The sequence below is a fragment of the Nonomuraea sp. NPDC054003 genome, assembly GCF_055585125.1.
On sequence record NZ_JBVJKR010000004.1, the window covers coordinates 545,780 to 563,643 of the forward strand.

The window sequence follows — 17,864 nt, forward strand, 5'->3', positions numbered from 1 at the left end:
GGCACCGCCGCCCCCGATCGGAAAAACTGGAGGTGAGAACGGCAGAACGGGTGAAGGAGGCGTCGTGATGGCTCGGCAGATCGTGGTGGGCATCGACGGATCGGCACCGGCGACCGCGGCGGTGGAATGGGCCGCCGCCGACGCCCGGCGCAGAGGGGTGAACCTGCGCATCGTCCACATCTGCGAGCAGTGGCGGCACGGCCATGGCGAGTCCGAATACTGCGCGGGCACCCTGGAGGCCGCCGCGGACCGGGCCCGCGCCCTCGCGGGCGGCGTCGAGGTGACGACCGAGCTGCTCACCGGGGAGGTCGCCCCGGCGCTCATCGCCGAGTCGGCCTCCGCCGACAGCGTCGTCATCGGCAGCCGGGGGCTCGGCGGGTTCCAGGGCCTGGTCATGGGCTCGGTCAGCATCGCCGTCGCCGGTCACGCCGCCGGGCCCGTGGTCGTCGTCCGCGGCACCTCCCCGATCACGCACGGGCGGATCGTCGTCGGCTACGACGGCTCCGAGCACGCGGAGGCCGCCATGGAGTACGCCATCGAGCAGGCCCGCCGCCGCGACGCCGAACTGTACGTCGCCTACGGCTGGACCATGCCGGCGTACTCCCCGTACGCGGTCGCCTACAACTCGCTCATCGAGGACGTCATGCAGGAGGAGGCCCGCGCGGCGCGCGAGCGCGTCGTTCCGTGGCGGGAGAAGAACCTCGACGTGCGGATCACCGACGGGCACGCCTGCGAGCACCCCGTCTCGCTGCTGATCGAGGCCTCCAAGCAGGCGGACCTGGTCGTCGTCGGCTCGCGCGGGCGCGGCGGGCTGGCCGCGGCCGTCCTCGGCTCCGTCAGCCACGGCGTGCTGCACCACGTCATCTGCCCCGTCGCCGTCGTCCGTCCCCGAACGGAGGAGACATCATGACCGCTCCGACCGCCATCCGTGCCACCACTACCGCCCAGCGTGCCGTGCCGAAGGAAGGCGCGCGTCCCGCCGGCGAGCCTGCCGCGCAGGCGAGGCCGGTCGCGGAGCTGACCGCCGAACAGGTGATGAGCCGCGTGCTGGTCGCCGTCGAGCCGGGGGAGTCGCCTCTCATGGCGTGGGAGCTGATGCGCCGCGCCGGCGTCCGCCACCTGCCGGTCGTCGAGGGGCGGCACGTGCTCGGCGTCCTGACCCGCGAGGAACTCGCGGCGACCTGGTCCTGCGGGCCTCAGGAGCAGTCCGGCCGCCAGGTCGGCTCGCTGCTGACCGGCCGCCGCCGGCCGCGGGTCGAACCCGGGGACCCGCTGCACCGGGTCGCCGCCGTCATGCTGGACGCCGGGTGCGACGCGGTGCCCGTGGTCCACGCCGGCGGGATCGTCGGGCTGATCACCGCCGGTGACGTGCTCGCCGCCGTCGCCGGGCGCGTCAAGCCGTCCGGCGAGCCGGGCGAGCTCGTCACCGGCATGTTCCACCTCGAACCCATCCTTCCCTGATCAGGAGGCGCGGCATGCGCGCGCTCGTCGTCTACGAGTCGATGTACGGAAACACCCGGCGGATCGCCGAGGCCGTCGCGGAAGGACTGGCCGGGCGGATGCGGGCCGACGTGGTCGAGGTCGGCTCCGCGCCCGCCGCCGTCGGCGAGGACGTGACTCTCCTCGTGGTCGGCGGGCCCACACACGCCTTCGCCATGAGCCGCGCCACCACCCGCCAGTCCGCCGCCCAGGACGCCCCGGACGGGCTGGTGTCCCGGGGCGACGGCATCCGCGAATGGCTGTCCGGCCTGCGTACCGGCTCCGCCCGGCTGGCCGCGGCCGCCTTCGACACCCGCGTCGCCAAGCCCCGCCTGCCGGGGTCGGCCGCCCGCGGCGCCGCCAGACGGCTGCGCCGCCTCGGCGTCAGGAGCGCCGCGCCCGCCCACAGCTTCTACGTCATCGGGACGAAGGGGCCTCTCGTGGACGGCGAGCTGGACCGGGCCCGCGAGTGGGGCGAAACCCTCGCGGCCTCCTTCCCCGTCCCGGCCTCCTGAGGTCCCGGGGGCATCCTGCCCGTGTACGCGACAGGCGGTTGGATAGGTTGGGGCCGTGTCGCAGATCGATCACTCCGTCTCCACGTGGCAGCAGCCCTGCCCCGGCCCGGCGTCCCCCGAACGGGCCGCCCTGGTCGGCGAGATCGCCCGGCGGGTGCTGGCCCTGGGCGACGGCCGTCTGCTGGTGGGGATCGACGGCCTGACCGCCTCGGGCAAGACCAGTTTCGGCCACGAGCTGGCCGCCTCCGTCGCCGCCGCCGGACGCCCGGCGCTGCGCGCCACGCTGGACGACTTCAAGCAGCCGTGGAAGGACCGCCACCTCTACGACAGGGAGTCCGGCGAGGGCTACTACCGCAACGCCTACGACTACGAGTCCGCCAGACGCCTGCTGCTGGACCCGTGCCGCTCCCCGCGGGCCGAAGCCTGCGCCCTGTGCTCGATCGACCCCCTCACCCAGGTGGACCACTCGGCGGTCGTCACGCCGCTCTCCCCGGACAGCGTGCTCATCGTGGACGGCGTGTTCGCCTTCCGCCCGGAGATCGACGCGTACTGGGACTACCGCGTCTGGATGCACATCGATGAGGAGCTGTCGGTCGCCCGCGGCGCCGCCCGCGACCAGGACTGGGCAGGCTCCGGCGCCGAGGCGATCCACCGTGACCGTTACCTGGTCGCCCAGCGCGTCTACCAGCGCGAGGCGGACCCGATCGCCCGCGCCGACGTCGTGATCGACAACACCGACTTCGCTCACCCGCTGACCAAAGACCCATGAAGTCGGGAGGAACGGCCCTGCCGGCACCACCGCGGGGTCGCCGACCATGGAGGCATGGAACAGATCGTGGTGGGCGTTGACGGCAGGGGCGGCGGCGACGCGGCCCTGATGTGGGCCGCGGGCGAGGCCCGGCGAGCGGGGGCGCGGCTGGTCGTCGTGCACGCCTGGGAACCACGAGCCCGCGCGTTCGCCCCCTACGCGCGCCCCACGGGCGGGCACGGCACCGGCGAACACGCGGAAGCGGTCCTGGAGCGGGCCGTCCTGCGGGCGCGTGCCGCCTATCCGGACGTGGCCGTGACCGGGCGGACCATCAGGGGCCGCCCGGAGGTGGTCCTGCGCCACGAGGCCCGGGCGGCGGCCCTCCTGGTGCTCGGCTCGGCCGCGCACCACGCGGGCGACGGCCGGCTGGGCGCGGTACTGCTCTCCTGCCTACGCTGGCCGCCCTGCCCCGTGGCCGTCATCGGCACCCCGCAACCGACGACCCCACAGCCCACCGCGCGTCAGCCGGTGGCGGCGGGCGCGGCGGCCCCCTGCTGAACCCGGCACGACAGCGCCGCTCGCACAGGCGTACGCGCAGGACGAACCGGTCAACCTCCAGCGGTCGCGTGCCGCTCAGGCTGTTCGTCGTCGGCCTCGTACGTTCCCTGCCCTGGGTGAAACGTTTGCCCGGTTGAAGGTCGAAGGTCCTGGCGGCGGGGTGACGTGCGGCCCTGCCCGGGTAGCTGCCGTCGGGTGAGCATGGAAGCGGACACCCCGGCGGGAAGCGGGCGGGAGGAGGCACGGGTGCTCACCCGCGCTCCCGTACTCGAGGAGGCTGGACATGGGCAGACACGTCGTCGCGGGCGTGGACGGATCCGACAGCGCTGCCCTGGCGCTGGACTGGGCGGCGGCGGACGCCGGGCGGCGCGGGCTGGCGCTGCGCGTGGTGTACGTGCGCGAGCCGTGGGCCGGCGAGTGGGTGACGTCCGAGGGGTACGATTCGCTGACCGTGCAGGTCGAGCGGCTGCTGGAACGCTCGGCGGCGCGCGCCCGCGAGCGGGCGCGCGACCTGGAGGTGAGCACCGCGATGGTGACCGGCGCGGTCGTGGAGCGGCTGCGGACCGAGACCGAGACCGCCGACACCGTGGTCATCGGCAGCCGCGGACTCGGCGGGTTCGCCGGGCTGGTGCTCGGCTCGACGGGGCTCGGCCTGGCCAACCAGGCGCACGGTCCCGTCGTCGTCGTCAGAGGTCACTACCGCGTCTCCCATGACGAGGTGGTGGTCGGCTACGACGGCTCCGTGGACGCCGAGTGCGCCGTCGAGTACGCGATGGAACAGGCCCAGGCACGCGGGGCGAGGCTGCGCGTCCTCCACGCCAAGCACCAGCCGGTCTCCTACCCGCACCCGGCCGGGTTCGGGCCGGTGCCGCCGCCCGGCATCGAGGACGAGATCCCGCAGCGGCTGCGGCCCTGGCTGGACAAGTACCCGAGGGTGCGGTCCGTGCAGACCGTGGTCTCCAAACACCCGGTGCCCGCGCTGGCCGCCGCGTCCCGTACGGCCGACCTGGTCGTGGTGGGCACGCGCGGGATGAGCGGGTTCACCTCCACGATGCTCGGCTCCGTCAGCCACGGGGTGCTGCACCACGCCCACTGCCCCGTCGCGGTGGTACGTCCCCGCGAAGCCCGCTCATGACCGTCATCGTCTCGCCGCCGCACCTGAGCGCCCAGGCCAGGCGAGACTGGGACACCCTGCAGGCCGTGACCGTCGGGGCGCCGCGGTTCGACCCGGAACAGGCGGACCCGCTGCCCGACGCGGCGCGGCGCTGGGTGCTGCACGCCATCGCCCCGGGCACCCCGCTGCTGCGCTCGGTCGTGCTGCGCTCGCGCGGCGAGATCAAGCTCGGCACCTGGCGGCGCTTCCACGCCACCCAGGCGCTGGAGCCGATGGAGGGCTTCGTCTGGGCTGCCACCGCGTGGGTGGGGCTGCTACCGGTGCACGGCTTCGACCGCTACCACGGCGGCGTGGGGGAGATGCGCTGGCGGATGCTGGACGCGCTGCCCGTGATGTCCGGCTCCGACCACGACATCAGCCGCAGCGCCGCGGGGCGGCTGGCGAGCGAGTTCGTGCTGGTCCCCGCCGCCGCGCTGGACCCGCGCGTCCGCTGGAAGCACGTCGACAGGTACGAGGCCGTCGCGAGCATGCCGGTCGGCGACGAGGACTTCGACGTCAGGCTGGCCGTGGACGACGACGGCCGGTTGGCCGGCGTCACCGTCTCGCGCTGGGGCGACCCGGACGGCGGCGGCTACCGCCGGCACCCGTTCGGGGTGGAATGCGGGCGGGAGGCCACCTTCGACGGGTTCACCATCCCGGTGTGGCTGCGCGGCGGCTGGTGGCCGGGCACCGAGCGGCGGGCCGAAGGCGAGTTCATCCGCTTCACCGTCGAGGACGCCGTCTACCGTTAGCCGCCCCCGGCCGCCCGGCCGGCGGCTCGGGCAGCCTCGCGCGTCTCCCGCAGGTAGCGGCGCAGGACGTCCTTGTCGTTCACAGGCCGTGGATCCGGCGGCCGGTGATCTGCTGCGGGATGATGCGGATGTAGAGCAGGCGCTCGCCGCCCGCCCACGGGGTCACGTCCGCGCCGATCACCTCGGCCACCTCCTCCTCGGGGACATGGTGGAACGGCCCCTGGACCAGCACGCTCCAGCCCTCGCGCTGCGCCTCGTCGATCTGGTCGATCTCGAAGCCGACGACGATCTCCACGCCTTCCATGCCGGTGCGCAGGTCGCGGTCCATCGCCCCGCCGTAGGAGGTGCGGAAGATGATCGCGCCCTGGTGGAGCTTGTAGTTGACGGGCAGGACCGTCGGGCCGTGGGAGCCGTTGAACGCCACCCGGCCGATGCCGCCCGGCGCGATCAGCCGCAGGCACTCCTCGCGGTCCAGCTTCTCCAGCGAGGGGGACGCCGCCGCCGGGCCACGGCCGGGAGGCCGTTCACGGCCGCCGCCCAGCAGGTCGTCGGCCGTGGTGCCGAGGGCCTCAGCCAGCCGGTGGATGGTCTCGGACGTCGGGCTTGCCGGGGTCTCCTCCAGATACTCCAGGTAGCCGGCGGACACCTTCGCCCGCTCGGCGATCTGTTCGCGAGTCAGCCCGAGGCGCTCGCGGTGATGCGCGATGCGGCGTCCGAGGTCGCCGGTGCCTGCCATGATCGTTCCCCCTTGGTCGAAGGTGAAGGTGCGGCCGGTGCCGCGGCCGGCCGTCTCGCCGTTGACCCGCACCATGCCGTCGCGGGCCTCGATCTCGAACCGTGTGCCGCGCACCAGGATGGGCAGGGACAACGTGCCGAGCCGGTCGGGCAGGAGCGGGTCGAGACGCAGCCCGTCGTCACGCACCTCCAGCCCCAGATAGCACCGCTGCAACAGATCGAGCGTACCGGCCATCGCGCCGAGGTGGATGCCCTCCTCGGTCGTGCCGCCCTGCACGTCCTTGATGTCGCTCATCAGCGCCTCGACGAGCAGGTTCCACGACGTGGCCCGGTCGGTCGAGGCCAGCACCCACGCGTGCACCAGCGCGCTGAGCGTGGAGCCGTGGCTGGTCCGCTCCAGGTAGTAGGCGACCGTGCGCCGGATCAGGCCGGGATCGGCCGGATAGCCGAGCCGGTCCAGGATGCCGAGCAGCTCGTCACCGCTCAGCAGGTAGAACAGCATCAGCGTGTCGGCCTGCTTGGCCGCCTTGTAGCGGTTGACGTCGTCGCCCTCGGCCTCCAGCGCCCGGTCCAGGCGGCGCACCCCGCGGTGGCGTTCCCAGTCGAGCTCGGGCAGGTCGGCGTAGCCGGTGAACTGGCTGATCACCCCGTCGTGGAAGTCGACCCGCATGCGGCGGGTGATGTCGGCCCAGCGGGCCGGCTCCCGGGAGCCCACGGCCGGCACCGAGGGGGCGATCTCCAGCGCCCGCAGGAGCAGCCACACCGTCATGACGTTGGTGTAGGCGTTGTTGTCCAGCCCGGGGGAGCCGGCGTCCGGATAGCCCGTCTGGTACTCGTCGGGGCCCATCACGCCGCGGATCTCGTACCGGCCGGAGGCGGGGTCGAGCACGGCGAGCGAGGCGAAGAACCGGGCGATCTCGATGAACAGCTCGGCGCACCAGTCCGGCATCGAGCCGGTGACCAGGTGGTACTGCCACACGTTGTAGGCGATGGCCAGGCCGACGTGCCGCTGCAGATGGGAGGCGTCGGGCAGCCAGCGGCCCGACTCGGGGTTGAGGTGCAGCGTCTGGGTCTCCTCGCGCCCGTCGCTGCCGCTCTGCCAGGGGAACATGGCGCCGTCGTACCCCTCGGCGCGGGCGGCCGCGCGCGCCTCGTCCAGCCGCCGCCACCGGTAGCGCAGCGCGCCGCGGGAGACGTCGGGGAAGCGCAGGTTGAGCCACGGCAGGACGAACAGCTCGTCCCAGAAGACGTGCCCCCGGTACGCCTCGCCGTGCAGGCCGCGCGCGGGCACCCCGGCGTCGAGGTCGGCGGTGTGCGGCGACATCGTCTGCAGCACGTGGAACACGTGCAGGTGGATGGCCTGGGCGATCTCCGGCTCGGTGACGTCCATGCGGGCGCGGTCCCACAGGCGGTCCCAGGCGGTGGTGTGGCGGGCCAGCAGCTCGTCGAAGCGGGGCGCCAGCCGGGCCCGCCGGACCGCGGCCGAGCGGGGGTCGTGGATGGCGGGGTCGCGCGAGGTCAGCAGCGCCACCACCTTCGTCACGGCGGCCGTCTCGCCCTCGACCAGGTCGAGCACGTGGCAGGAGGTCACCCGGGCCGGCTCCGCGGTGAGCTCCTGCCTCGCGGGCGCGTCCACCCGGGCGGCCAGCGCGACCGTGACGCCCGAACCGCGGGTGGTGACGGTCAGCCAGCCCAGGTCGTCCTCGACGCCGGTCGCGTGCCCGGTCAGGTGGTCGCCGCGCAGGTCGCGATAGCGGGCCACGCCGTCGTTGCGGACGTCGCCGTCGACGGCGGACAGGACCCGCAGCGGGCCCGACCAGTTCTCCGCCGTGAACGTGGTCTCCAGCGCCGCGAGCGCGCTGTCGGCCATCGACACGACGCGCCGCTGCCGCACCCGGGTGATCCGGCCCTGCGGGTCGCGCCAGCGCAGGTCGCGCGTCAGGACACCGGCGTGCATGTCGAGCGCGTGGTGGTACTCCAGCAGGTCGGAGTCCTCCGGGTGGAAGTAGTCGCAGCCCGGGGTGGCGAACGTCAGCGGCAGCCAGTCGGGCAGGTTGACCAGGTCCTCGTTGGTCACGGTCTTCCCGGCGACGGGGGAGGTGAGCCGGTTGTAGACGCCGGCCGCGTACGTGCCGGGCGTGCGGCGCAGGCCGTCGGGGGTGGCGCCGCGGGTGGCGAACCGCCCGTTGCCGAGCGTGCACAGCGCCTCGCGCAGTCTTTCACCGTCCGGGTCGAAGCCCTCGTAGGCCAGGATCCACGGCGTCATCGGCGGCCCACCGGCACGCGCCCGGCCACGGTCACCTCGGCCAGGTCGTGCACGACGACGTCCGCGCCCGCCCGGATCATCGCCTCCGCCTGCGCCTTGGCCCGGTCGACGGCCACCACCAGCTCGAAGCCGCCCCTGCGGCCGGCCTCCACGCCCGGCAGCGCGTCCTCCACGATCGCCACCTCGGCGGCGGGCAGCCCGAGCCGGTGCGCGGCCTCCCGGAACAGCGCCGGGTCCGGCTTGCCGGGAAAGCCCAGCCGGGCCGCGTCGTTGCCGTCGACCAGCACGTCGAACAGGTGGAGCAGGCCCGAGGACGAGATGACCGCCCGGCAGTGCCGGCTCGCCGAGACCACCGCCGTGCGGCAGCCCCGGTTGCGCAGCTCGTGCAGCAGCGCCACGGTGGACGGGAAGGCGGCCACGCCGTGCTCGGCGATCTGCCGTACGAACAGCTCGTCCTTGGCCATGCCCAGCCCGTGCACGGTCGGGGCGCCCGGCTCGTCCTCAGGGCCGCCCTCCGGAAGCGTGATGCCGCGCGAGGCCAGGAAGGTGCGCACGCCGTCCAGGCGTGGTCGCCCGTCGACGTAGCGCAGATAGTCGTCGCGGATGTCGAACGGCGCGGAACGGCCGCGGAGGAAGCGGTCGAAGACGTGCTTCCACGCGGCGGCGTGCACTCTCGCGGTGTCGGTGACCACGCCGTCGGTGTCGAAGACCACGGCGCGCAGCGTGTTGAGATCGATCGCGGCCATGGCAAGACGCTACCCCCGAGCAGGCAGGACATCCATGGCCGTTCGCCTCGCCCTGATGTGACCTCCGGCCCTGCCGGGGAGGCCCGGCACGCGGTGTCATGAAAGAGACACGAGGAGGCACATCATGATCGTTGTAGGTGTCGACGGCTCCGTGACCTCGCGGGCCGCTGTGGAGTGGGCGGCCGGCGACGCGTTCCGGATGCGCGAGCCGCTCCGGGTCGTGTACGCCGTCGACCGCGCCCCGTACCAGATCACCAGGTTCCCCGCCGGCGTCGCGCCCGACACGCTGCAGAAGGCCGGGCAGAAGGCGCTGGCCGAGGCGGTGGCGCTGGTGCACGAGCGCCAGCCGACCGTCGAGGTGACCGCCGAGACCGTCGAGGGGTCGCCCGCCGGGGTGCTGCGCGAACTTGACGGGTCGGCGGTCGAGATCGTCGTCGGCAGCCGCGGGCTGGGCGGCCTGTCCGGCGCGCTGCTCGGCTCCGTCAGCACGCACGTCGCCGGGCACGCGCACCGGCCCGTGGTGGTCGTGCGCGGCGAGCGGTTCGCGCCGCGCGGGGAGGTCGTGGTCGGGGTGGACGACTCGCACGAGTGCGAAGCGGCGCTCGGCTACGCCTTCGAGCAGGCCAGGCTCCGGGGCGCCCGGCTGCGCGCTTTGCACGCCTGGCAGCTCCCGGTGCACGCCTTCGCGCCCGAGGTCTCGTACGACCTGGACGAGATCGGCGAGGCCAGGCGGCAGGCCGTCAGCGACCGGCTGGCGGCGTTCAGGGAGAAGTACCCGCAGGTGGACGTCGTCGAGGACGTGCGGTCGGGGCGGCCGGTCGAGGAGCTCGCCGACGCCTCCGCCGGTGCGGACCTGGTCGTCGTCGGCTCGCACGGCCGCGGCGCGGTGGCCTCGGCGCTGCTCGGCTCCGTCAGCCGGGGCGTGCTGCACCAGGCCCGCTGCCCCGTCGCGGTGGTCCGGTCCTAGGTCCCGGCGGGATGGGACCTTCGCCGCTGCCGGTGGCCGGCCCCATGGCCGATCGTGGAAGGGGAAGGAGAGGCATCATGACCATTCACGTCAGGGACGTCATGGGGCGGGTCGCCATCGCGGTGCTCGAGGACGCGTCCTTCAGCGACATCATCGGCGCCATGAAACGCTACGCCGTGGGCGCCGTCACCGTCATCGACGCCGACCGCCGCCCCGTCGGCGTGGTGTCGGAGGATGACCTGCTGCTCAAGGAGATCGACCCGGTACGGCACAGCGTGTCCATCTTCGAGGGCCCGCGGCAGCGGCTGGAGCACCAGAAGGCCGCCGGGGTCAGGGCCCGCCAGCTGATGACCTCCCCGGCCATCACCGTCACCCCCGGCATGACCGTCAGGGACGCCGCCCGGGTCATGCACGACCGGCGCATCAAGCAGGTGCCGGTGATCGACCCGGTCACCGGCCGCATCGCCGGCACCCTGCACCAGCGCGACGTGCTGCGGGTCTTCACCCGCCCGGCCGCCGACGTCGAGGCCGACGTACGCGCCCGGCTGCCGGAGGGCGACTTCACCGTCCGCGTCGAGCAGGGCGTCGTCACCCTCGGCGGCCGGGTGCGGTGGACCTCCGAGGCCGTCGCGCTCGTGGCGGCCGTCCGGGCCGTGGAGGGCGTCGTGGACGTCGTCTCCGAGCTCGAACACGACAAGGGAGACCTGATGGCCGTCCCGCCGCTGATGTGAGAGAGAACGCGGAAGGGGGGCCGCCCGGCCGGGCGGCCCCCCTTCTTGGGTGTCAGCGCATGCGGCGCAGCAGTGGCGACGGCGGCGCCTGGGCCGGAGCGACCCGGATCCGGACGTCCACCGCCGCCGCGTCGTCCGGCGTCACGATGACCGGGTTCAGGTCCAGCTCGGCGACCTGGGGCAGGTCCTCCAGCAGGCGGCTGATCCGGGCGATCTGCCCCGACAGCGCCTCCACGTCGGCCGGCGGGGAGCCGCGGTAGCCGTACAGCAGCGGCGCGCACCGCAGCTCCCCGATCAGCTCCCTGGCCGCGGCCGCGCCCACCGGCGGCACCCGGAACGCGCGGTCGGCCAGCAGGTCGGCCGTCACGCCGCCCATCCCGACCATGACCAGCGGCCCGAACGTCGGATAGTTGACCCCGCCGACGATGATCTCCACCCCGGCGGGGAGCATCCGCTGCACGATCGCGCCGGTCATCTCCGCCCCGATCCGGGCGGACATGTCCTGGTAGGCGTCGCGTACGTCCGCGGCCGTCTTCAGGCCCAGCCGGACGCCGCCGACGTCGCTCTTGTGCACCGGCCCCGTCACCTTGAGCACCGCGGGCAGCCCGACGCGGCCGGCGGCCTCGGCCGCGGCGTCGGCGTCGTGCACCGGCACCGCCTCGGCCACGTCGACGCCGTAGCAGGCGAGCAGCCGGTTGGCCGCGGCGGGGGAGAGCCACCCGCCGTCGGGGTTCTCGTGCAGATGCGCCCGTACGATCTCCTCGGCGGACTCCACGTCGGCGGCGGGCGGCTCCTCGTGCTCGGGCAGGGGGCGCTCGCGCCACTCGGCGTACCGCGCGGCCTGGGTCAGCGCCTTGATGGCCTGCTCGGGGAAGGCGTAGCTGGGCACCCTGCCGTCGATGACGCCGTCGTGACCGACCACGCAGGCCAGCACGGGCTTGGCGGAGCCGGCCGCGGCGGCCGCGATGGCCTCGCGCGTCTTCTCCAGCCCGGAGCCGAACGGCGGCGTGTAGACCACGAGGACCGCGTCCACCGCGTCCGAGCCCGCGGCCGCCTCGATGGCCGCGCCGAGCTCCGCCGCGCTCGCGTCGGCGGTGAGGTCGACGGGGTTGCCGACGGCGGCGTTGCCACGCGCCTCGATCAGCCCGGCCGGCAGCTCCGGCACCGACAGCCCGGCCGCCTCGCACGCGTCGGCGGCCATCGCCTCCGGCCCGCCGGAGTTGCCGACGATGGCCACCCGCCGCCCGGCGGGCAGCGGCTGCGTGGACAGCAGCCGGGCGGTGTCGATCAGCTCGTGCACGCTGTCGAGCCGGATCACGCCGGAGGCGCGCACCAGCGCGTCCACGGCCACGTCCGGGGTGGCGGCGGCCGCCGTGTGGGAGCGGACCGCCCGGTCGCCGGCGCCCGTGCGGCCGCTCTTGACCAGCAGGATCGGCTTCTTGCGGCCGACCCGCCCGGCGATGCGGGCGAACTTGCGCGGGTTGCCGAACGACTCCAGGTACAGCGCGACGACGTCGGTGTCCGGGTCGTCCTCCCAGTACTCCAGCAGGTCGTTGCCGCTCACGTCGGCCTTGTTGCCGACGGACACGAACATGGACACGTCCAGCCGCTCCAGCAGCGCGGCCGCCACCGCGCCCGACTGCGACACCAGCCCGACCCGGCCCTCGGTCGGGGTGACGGGCAGGAAGCTGGCGTTGAGCCGGGCGTGGCTGTTGACCACGCCCAGGCAGTTCGGGCCGATCAGCCGGATGCCGGCGCCCCGGCACACGCGCAGGATCTCCACCTCGGCGCCCGGCCGACCCGCCTCGGCGAACCCGGAGGTCAGCACGATGAGCCCGGCCACCCCCGCCTCGGCGCAGTCGCGGGTCACGCGCAGCACGTGCTGGGCGGGCACCGCCACGATGGCCAGGTCGACGGGGCCCGGCGCGTCCAGCACGCTCGGGTAGGCGGTCAGGCCGGCGATCTCGCCGGCGCTCGGGTTGACCGGGTAGACGGGGCCGGCGAAGCCGCCGTCGACGAGGTTGCGCAGCGCCGTGTGCCCGACGGACGACGGGTCGCGGGAGGCGCCGATCACCGCGACGGAGCGCGGCCGCAGCACCCGGTCCAGCGAGGCGCGCTCCGCCGCGTGGTCGCGGGCCTCGATCTCGGCCCGCAGCCGCGGCGTGACGCGCGCGTCGACCACCATGTGCAGGCTGCCGCCGGCGAACTCGTGGGTGGTGTCGAGCCCCAGGTCGCGCAGCACGTTGATCATCGGGCGGTTCTCGGCCAGCACGTCGGCGACGAGCGTGCGCACCCCGTTGGCGGCGGCGTTGACCGCCAGGTGCTCCAGCATGAGCGTGCCGAGGCCGTTGCCGTGCACCGCGTCGTCCAGCAGGATCGCCAGGTCGGCGCTGCCGTCACCGGCCGGGATGTACTCGGCGACCGCGACCAGCCGATCCCGGACGGTCGCCACCAGCGCGTGCCCGGCCCATTCCGGGCCGGTGACGCGGTCCATGTAGGCGTGCGCGGTGGCCCGGCCCCCGGTGAAGAAACGCAGGTACGCCGAGCGCTCGGACGAGCGGTCCACCAGCTCGTGCAGCGCCTCCCGGTCGCCGGGGCGCAGCCGGCGCAGGTGGGCGATGCCGCCGTCGCGGAGCAGGACGTCGTATCCGTCAAGCATCTTGCCTCTCCAGTTCGCTTGCTGGGCGGCGCGGGCTACCCGGCACCTGAGGTCCGTAACCCAGCCTAATGATCATCTGGGCGTGGCCCCGACGGTGGTGCGGGTCCCTGCGCCGGCGCATGTCGCGCAGGTCGAGCGGCTGGTTCAGGAACGAGGCGGACAGCCCGTGCCTGGTCGCGGTCAGCAGCACCCGCTGCAGTGCCTGCCCGGCGCGCAGCCAGTCGATCGGCCGGTCGCCCTGCGTGGTCAGCACCACCAGCTGCGGGTGCTCCTCGAACCGCGCGTCCCGCTCGTGCCGGCCGAAGTCGCGCACCGGCGCCGGGTCCCTGGCCGGGCGCGGGCCGTGCGCATAGGCGGGCACCCCGTCGAAGCGGGCACCCGGCATGGTCCACGCCGCCAGCTCCGCCTGATAGTCGTGGTCGCGGGACAGCTCGTCCTCGGCCAGCGCCACGTGGTCCAGCATCTCGGCCACGCCCTCGGCGTCCAGCGGCACCAGGCTCGCGCCCTCGCGTGAGGCGGCGATGCGCAGGTCGCCGAGCACCGACGGCGGCACCGGCCGGTCCGAGAACGGCTCACGGCTGGTGCGGCGCACCGGGATCAGCTCGTACAGCTCGCGGTTCTCGCCCCGGACCGGGCGGCCGTCGGCGGTGCGCACGGCGGCCATGAGCAGCGGGTGCTCCTCCGGATCCGGCAGCAGCCACACGATGGGACGGCGGCCCACGTAACGCACCGCCAGCCGCAGGTTGAACAGCGCGGCCCCGCAGCTCACCATCATGGAACGGCCGCGCGGGTCGGCGACCCGCAGCCTGCGGTCGGGGTCGGCCAGCAGCTCGATGCGCCGGCCGGGCACGACGTGGAAGCGCCACGGCTGGGTGTTGTAGACCGAAGGCGCCTGACCGGCCGCGAAGAGCAGCCGCCGGACGCCGAGGTCGGCGCTGACGAGGGTAGGGGACATGACGCACCTCCTGCCTCCGAATCTGGCGGAGCCCCCGTGCCGTCAGGCAGAGCCGGAGGACCTTCGCGCGGGTGTCCAAAGTCCCTGCCCCGGGCGAGGGCCGTTCGGCCTGGCCGAAGGTCCTCGCGGGCGAGGCCGGCGGACCCTACACAGCGCCTCTGACCTGCCGCGATGCTGGCCCGCATGGATGTGCTCGATCTCTCCCGGTGGCAGTTCGGCATCACGACCGTCTACCACTTCCTGTTCGTGCCGCTCACCATCGGTCTGTCGATCCTCGTGGCGGGATGGCAGACCGCGTGGTACCGCACGAAGAAGCCGGAGTACCTGCGCCTCACCAAGTTCTTCGGGCGCCTCTTTCTGATCAACTTCGCCATGGGCGTGGTCACCGGCATCGTGCAGGAGTTCCAGTTCGGCATGAACTGGAGTGACTACTCCAGGTTTGTCGGGGACGTCTTCGGGGCGCCGCTGGCGATGGAAGGGCTCATGGCGTTCTTCCTGGAGTCGACCTTCCTCGGGCTGTGGATCTTCGGCTGGGACAAACTGCCGCCGAAGGTCCACCTGGCCACGATCTGGACGGCCGCCATCGGCACCAACATCTCCGCCTACTTCATCCTGGCGGCCAACTCCTGGATGCAGCACCCGGTCGGCTACACGATCAACAACGGCCGCGCCGAGCTCACCGACATCTGGGCTGTGCTCACCAACCCGACCACGCTGGTGACGTTCCCGCACGTGATCTTCGGCGCGTTCCTCACCGCCGCCGCGTTCGTGCTCGGCGTCAGCGCCTGGTTCCTGCTGCGCAAGAGGGAGACCTCCCTGTTCCGTCCGGCCATGCGCCTGGGGATGGCCGTCGCCCTGGTCTCGGCCGCCGGCGTGTCCTTCACCGGACACTGGCAGGCCCAGCTGATGACCGAGCAGCAGCCGATGAAGATGGCCGCCGCCGAGGCGCTGTGGGAGGACGAGAAGGCAGCCGGCTTCTCCCTGTTCGCCGTCGGCGACGTGGAGAACGGCCGCAACCACGTCAACCTGCAGATCCCGTACGGGCTGAGCATCCTGGCCACCAACACCCCCGACGGCGAGGTCGAGGGCATCAACGACATCCAGAAGCGCTACGAGGCCATGTACGGGCCCGGCGACTACGTGCCCGCGGTCGGGATCGCGTACTGGTCCTTCAGGCTCATGATCGGGTTCGGCATGCTGGCCGCCGGGCTCGCCCTGCTCGGGCTCTGGCTGACCAGGAAGGGACGGCTGCCCGAACGGCCGTGGTTGTACCGGCTGGCCGTCCTCGGCATCGGGCTGCCGTTCCTGGCCAACACCATGGGCTGGATCTTCACCGAGATGGGCCGCCAGCCGTGGACGGTGTTCGGCCTCATGCGCACCGCCGCCGCCGTCTCGCCCGGCGTCGACGTCACCTCCGTCGCCATCACGCTGGTCGGCTTCACCCTGGTGTACGCGGTCCTCGCCGTCATCGAGGTCCGGCTGCTGGTCAAGTACATCAAGCTCGGCGCCGAGGAACAGCCGGAAGCCGAGCCCGCGGCCCCCGCCCTGAGCTACTGAGGATCACCCCATGGAAACGTTCTGGTTCCTGCTCATCGCCGTTCTGTGGACGGGCTACTTCGTCCTGGAGGGCTTCGACTTCGGGGTCGGCATCCTGATGCCGTTCGTGGCCCGCGGCGAGGCTCAGCGGCGCACCGTCGTGCGGACCATCGGGCCCGTCTGGGACGGCAACGAGGTGTGGCTGCTCGTGGCCGGCGGCGCCACCTTCGCCGCCTTCCCGGAGTGGTACGCCACCCTGTTCTCCGGTTTCTACCTGCCGCTGTTCCTCATCCTGCTGGCGCTGATCCTGCGCGGTGTGGCGCTGGAGTACCGGAACAAGAGCGACAGCCAGAAAGGGTGGGACCGGGCCTTCTTCTGGGGCTCGCTCGGCCCGGCCGTGCTGTGGGGCGTGGCGTTCGCCAACATCGCCGCCGGGGTGCCGCTGGACGCCGACCACGAGTACACCGGCACCCTGTTCACCCTGCTGAACCCGTTCGCGCTGCTCGGCGGGCTGGCCACGCTGCTGCTGTTCGCCCAGCACGGCGCCGTGTTCCTGGCCCTGCGCACCACGGGCGAGCTGCGCGAGCGGGCCAGGAGGATCGCCCGTGTGCTCGGCCCGCTCACCGTCGTGGCCGCGGCCGCGTTCCTGGTGCTGCTCGGCAGCGACAAGCCGGCCTACTGGGTGATCACCGGCGTGGCCGCCGCCGCGCTCGTGGCGTCGCTCCTGGCCACCGTGCGCGGCCGGGACGGCTGGGCGTTCACCGGCAGCGCGCTGGCCATCGCCGCCCTGGTGGCGGCCCTGTTCACCGCGCTGTTCCCGAACGTGATGCCCGCGCTCGACCCGGCCAACAGCCTCACCATCACCAACGCCGCCTCCAGCCCCTACACCCTCACCGTGATGACCTGGGTGGCGGTCATCTTCACCCCGGTGGTGCTCGTCTACCAGGGCTGGACGTACTGGGTCTTCCGCCGCAGGCTGACCGGGGCGTGAGACGGTGCGCAACGGCGGGACCTCAGGCCCTGCCCGGCCGCCTCCCGGTGTGATGCGCTGGGTTATCGTCAGTTGGAGGTGGAGTCATGAACCGTCCGGCCAGCCGCTCGCCCAAGGCGGCCGTGGAAGCCGCGGTCGAGGCCGCCCGCTGGGCGCCGTCGGTGCACAACACCCAGCCGTGGACCTTCGCCGTCACCGGTGAGGAGATCAGCCTGCGCGCCGACGCCGAGCGCCGGCTGCGCTTCGGCGACGCCGAGGGCCGCGAGATGATCGTCAGCTGCGGCGCGGCCCTGTTCACCATGCGGACCGCGATGCGCCGGGCCGGGTACGAGCCGGACGTGCGGGTCATGCCCGACCCCGACCGGCCCGCGCTGCTGGCCGTGGTCCGGGTCGGCGCCGAGTCCGACCCCGACGAGCGCACCTCGGTCCTCGCCGCCGAGATCGAGCGGCGGCGCACCCACCGGGCCGGGTTCACCGGCCTGCCGGTGCCCGAACGGCTGGTCGAGGCGCTGGTCAAGAGCGCCGCCGCGGAGGGCGCCCGGCTCACCCCCGTCGTCGCGCCCGACGCGGTCACCGTGGTCGCCGCGCTCACCCAGGCCGCGCAGGGCGTGCAGGCGCAGGACCGGCGCTTCACCCTGGAGCTGATCCGCTGGGCCCGCCCGCCGGGCAGCACCCGCACGGACGGCGTGCCCGCGGGCGCCTACCCCCGCGATCCGGTCCGCACGCAGCCGCACTTCGCCCAGCGCGACTACTCCTGGCGCCACCAGTGGGGCAGCGAGACCGGCGACCCCGGCGCCACCGGCACCGGCGTCGTGGCCCTGCTGACCACGCCGGGCGACACCCGCGAGGACTGGTTGGCCGCGGGCCAGTCGCTGCAGCGCGTCCTCCTGCACGCCTCCGCGTACGGGGTCAGCGCCGCCTTCCACACGCAGGTGCTGGAGATGCGCCATCTGCGCGAGTTCCTGCGCGAGGAGCTGTGCTCCGGCGAGTACCCGCAGATGATCATGCGGCTGGGCATCACCTTCGACGACAAGGACGCCGTACGGCGCCCGGTCGAGGACCTGCTGGGCTGA

The 17,864-nt window shown here is 73.5% G+C and carries 16 protein-coding genes; 12 read left to right on the forward strand and 4 right to left on the reverse strand.

The genetic code is table 11. From position 1 onward, the window contains the following. Nucleotides 1-67 precede the first annotated feature (67 nt). The 7 genes from ACZ6YG_RS13135 to ACZ6YG_RS13165 all read left to right on the forward strand — a co-directional run bounded on the left by ACZ6YG_RS13135 (nucleotide 68) and on the right by ACZ6YG_RS13165 (nucleotide 5,205). Nucleotides 68-910 (forward strand): universal stress protein, encoded by an 843-nt coding sequence (locus tag ACZ6YG_RS13135; RefSeq protein ID WP_148031882.1) that lies wholly within the window; start codon nucleotides 68-70, stop codon nucleotides 908-910. Next, the gene (locus ACZ6YG_RS13140; RefSeq protein WP_466018091.1) at nucleotides 907-1,461 is read left to right on the forward strand and encodes a CBS domain-containing protein; all 555 of its coding nucleotides are present in this window, start codon (nucleotides 907-909) and stop codon (nucleotides 1,459-1,461) included. The genes ACZ6YG_RS13135 and ACZ6YG_RS13140 overlap by 4 nt, the downstream gene beginning before the upstream one ends. 14 nt (nucleotides 1,462-1,475) lie before the next feature. After that, the gene (locus ACZ6YG_RS13145; protein WP_148031880.1) at nucleotides 1,476-1,994 is read left to right on the forward strand and encodes a flavodoxin family protein; all 519 of its coding nucleotides are present in this window, start codon (nucleotides 1,476-1,478) and stop codon (nucleotides 1,992-1,994) included. 55 nt (nucleotides 1,995-2,049) lie between these two features. Next, complete coding sequence (locus ACZ6YG_RS13150; protein WP_148031879.1) at nucleotides 2,050-2,763, forward strand: nucleoside/nucleotide kinase family protein; 714 nt, start codon at nucleotides 2,050-2,052, stop codon at nucleotides 2,761-2,763. Nucleotides 2,764-2,817: 54 nt separating this feature from the next. Beyond that, on the forward strand, nucleotides 2,818-3,300 hold the full coding sequence (locus tag ACZ6YG_RS13155; protein ID WP_466018092.1) for a universal stress protein: 483 nt from the start codon (nucleotides 2,818-2,820) through the stop codon (nucleotides 3,298-3,300). A gap of 283 nt (nucleotides 3,301-3,583) precedes the next feature. Then, nucleotides 3,584-4,435 carry a universal stress protein gene (locus tag ACZ6YG_RS13160; protein ID WP_148031877.1) on the forward strand — a complete coding sequence of 284 codons (852 nt, stop codon included), beginning with the start codon at nucleotides 3,584-3,586 and terminating at the stop codon, nucleotides 4,433-4,435. After that, the gene (locus ACZ6YG_RS13165; protein WP_271280362.1) at nucleotides 4,432-5,205 is read left to right on the forward strand and encodes a DUF6544 family protein; all 774 of its coding nucleotides are present in this window, start codon (nucleotides 4,432-4,434) and stop codon (nucleotides 5,203-5,205) included. Before ACZ6YG_RS13160 ends, ACZ6YG_RS13165 begins: the two co-directional genes overlap by 4 nt. 79 nt (nucleotides 5,206-5,284) lie before the next feature. Here ACZ6YG_RS13165 and ACZ6YG_RS13170 read toward each other — a convergent pair whose 3' ends face one another. Both ACZ6YG_RS13170 and ACZ6YG_RS13175 read right to left on the reverse strand, forming a co-directional pair. Beyond that, nucleotides 5,285-8,206 carry a pyridoxamine 5'-phosphate oxidase family protein gene (locus ACZ6YG_RS13170; protein ID WP_466018093.1) on the reverse strand — a complete coding sequence of 974 codons (2,922 nt, stop codon included), beginning with the start codon at nucleotides 8,204-8,206 and terminating at the stop codon, nucleotides 5,285-5,287. Then, nucleotides 8,203-8,952, reverse strand: a complete 750-nt coding sequence (locus ACZ6YG_RS13175) for an HAD family hydrolase (protein WP_148031874.1) — start codon at nucleotides 8,950-8,952, stop codon at nucleotides 8,203-8,205. The genes ACZ6YG_RS13170 and ACZ6YG_RS13175 overlap by 4 nt, the downstream gene beginning before the upstream one ends. A 124-nt stretch (nucleotides 8,953-9,076) precedes the next feature. Between ACZ6YG_RS13175 and ACZ6YG_RS13180 the strand changes: the two genes are divergently transcribed. Beyond that, a complete protein-coding gene (locus ACZ6YG_RS13180) occupies nucleotides 9,077-9,919 on the forward strand; it encodes a universal stress protein (protein WP_271280361.1) in 843 nt (280 codons plus the stop codon). Between the two features lie 77 nt (nucleotides 9,920-9,996). Next, complete coding sequence (locus ACZ6YG_RS13185; RefSeq protein ID WP_148031872.1) at nucleotides 9,997-10,650, forward strand: CBS domain-containing protein; 654 nt, start codon at nucleotides 9,997-9,999, stop codon at nucleotides 10,648-10,650. A gap of 52 nt (nucleotides 10,651-10,702) precedes the next feature. Here the strand turns inward: ACZ6YG_RS13185 and ACZ6YG_RS13190 are convergent, their stop codons facing one another. Continuing rightward, nucleotides 10,703-13,309, reverse strand: a complete 2,607-nt coding sequence (locus ACZ6YG_RS13190; protein ID WP_271278800.1) for a bifunctional acetate--CoA ligase family protein/GNAT family N-acetyltransferase — start codon at nucleotides 13,307-13,309, stop codon at nucleotides 10,703-10,705. After that, a complete protein-coding gene (locus ACZ6YG_RS13195) occupies nucleotides 13,302-14,264 on the reverse strand; it encodes an Acg family FMN-binding oxidoreductase (RefSeq protein WP_364236530.1) in 963 nt (320 codons plus the stop codon). The genes ACZ6YG_RS13190 and ACZ6YG_RS13195 overlap by 8 nt, the downstream gene beginning before the upstream one ends. Before the next feature lie 183 nt (nucleotides 14,265-14,447). Here ACZ6YG_RS13195 and ACZ6YG_RS13200 point away from each other — a divergent pair, with 183 nt between their 5' ends. From ACZ6YG_RS13200 to ACZ6YG_RS13210, 3 genes are all read left to right on the forward strand, one after another. Continuing rightward, the gene (locus tag ACZ6YG_RS13200) at nucleotides 14,448-15,821 is read left to right on the forward strand and encodes a cytochrome ubiquinol oxidase subunit I (protein ID WP_219545817.1); all 1,374 of its coding nucleotides are present in this window, start codon (nucleotides 14,448-14,450) and stop codon (nucleotides 15,819-15,821) included. A 10-nt stretch (nucleotides 15,822-15,831) separates the two neighbouring features. After that, nucleotides 15,832-16,791: a cytochrome d ubiquinol oxidase subunit II gene (cydB, locus tag ACZ6YG_RS13205; protein ID WP_219545818.1), complete on the forward strand. Its 960-nt coding sequence runs from the start codon at nucleotides 15,832-15,834 to the stop codon at nucleotides 16,789-16,791. Nucleotides 16,792-16,877: 86 nt separating this feature from the next. Further along, nucleotides 16,878-17,864 carry an Acg family FMN-binding oxidoreductase gene (locus ACZ6YG_RS13210; RefSeq protein WP_466018094.1) on the forward strand — a complete coding sequence of 329 codons (987 nt, stop codon included), beginning with the start codon at nucleotides 16,878-16,880 and terminating at the stop codon, nucleotides 17,862-17,864.

Excerpts from the sequence above, each read along its gene's own strand:
- ACZ6YG_RS13135 (WP_148031882.1), top strand. The coding sequence starts at position 68 with ATGGCTCGGCAGATCGTGGTGGGCATCGACGGATCGGCACCGGCGACC.
- ACZ6YG_RS13140 (WP_466018091.1), top strand. The coding sequence starts at position 907 with ATGACCGCTCCGACCGCCATCCGTGCCACCACTACCGCCCAGCGTGCC.
- ACZ6YG_RS13145 (WP_148031880.1), top strand. The coding sequence starts at position 1,476 with ATGCGCGCGCTCGTCGTCTACGAGTCGATGTACGGAAACACCCGGCGG.
- ACZ6YG_RS13155 (WP_466018092.1), top strand. The coding sequence starts at position 2,818 with ATGGAACAGATCGTGGTGGGCGTTGACGGCAGGGGCGGCGGCGACGCG.
- ACZ6YG_RS13160 (WP_148031877.1), top strand. The coding sequence starts at position 3,584 with ATGGGCAGACACGTCGTCGCGGGCGTGGACGGATCCGACAGCGCTGCC.
- ACZ6YG_RS13165 (WP_271280362.1), top strand. The coding sequence starts at position 4,432 with ATGACCGTCATCGTCTCGCCGCCGCACCTGAGCGCCCAGGCCAGGCGA.
- ACZ6YG_RS13170 (WP_466018093.1), bottom strand. The coding sequence starts at position 8,206 with ATGACGCCGTGGATCCTGGCCTACGAGGGCTTCGACCCGGACGGTGAA.
- ACZ6YG_RS13175 (WP_148031874.1), bottom strand. The coding sequence starts at position 8,952 with ATGGCCGCGATCGATCTCAACACGCTGCGCGCCGTGGTCTTCGACACC.
- ACZ6YG_RS13180 (WP_271280361.1), top strand. The coding sequence starts at position 9,077 with ATGATCGTTGTAGGTGTCGACGGCTCCGTGACCTCGCGGGCCGCTGTG.
- ACZ6YG_RS13185 (WP_148031872.1), top strand. The coding sequence starts at position 9,997 with ATGACCATTCACGTCAGGGACGTCATGGGGCGGGTCGCCATCGCGGTG.
- ACZ6YG_RS13190 (WP_271278800.1), bottom strand. The coding sequence starts at position 13,309 with ATGCTTGACGGATACGACGTCCTGCTCCGCGACGGCGGCATCGCCCAC.
- ACZ6YG_RS13195 (WP_364236530.1), bottom strand. The coding sequence starts at position 14,264 with ATGTCCCCTACCCTCGTCAGCGCCGACCTCGGCGTCCGGCGGCTGCTC.
- ACZ6YG_RS13200 (WP_219545817.1), top strand. The coding sequence starts at position 14,448 with ATGGATGTGCTCGATCTCTCCCGGTGGCAGTTCGGCATCACGACCGTC.
- cydB (WP_219545818.1), top strand. The coding sequence starts at position 15,832 with ATGGAAACGTTCTGGTTCCTGCTCATCGCCGTTCTGTGGACGGGCTAC.
- ACZ6YG_RS13210 (WP_466018094.1), top strand. The coding sequence starts at position 16,878 with ATGAACCGTCCGGCCAGCCGCTCGCCCAAGGCGGCCGTGGAAGCCGCG.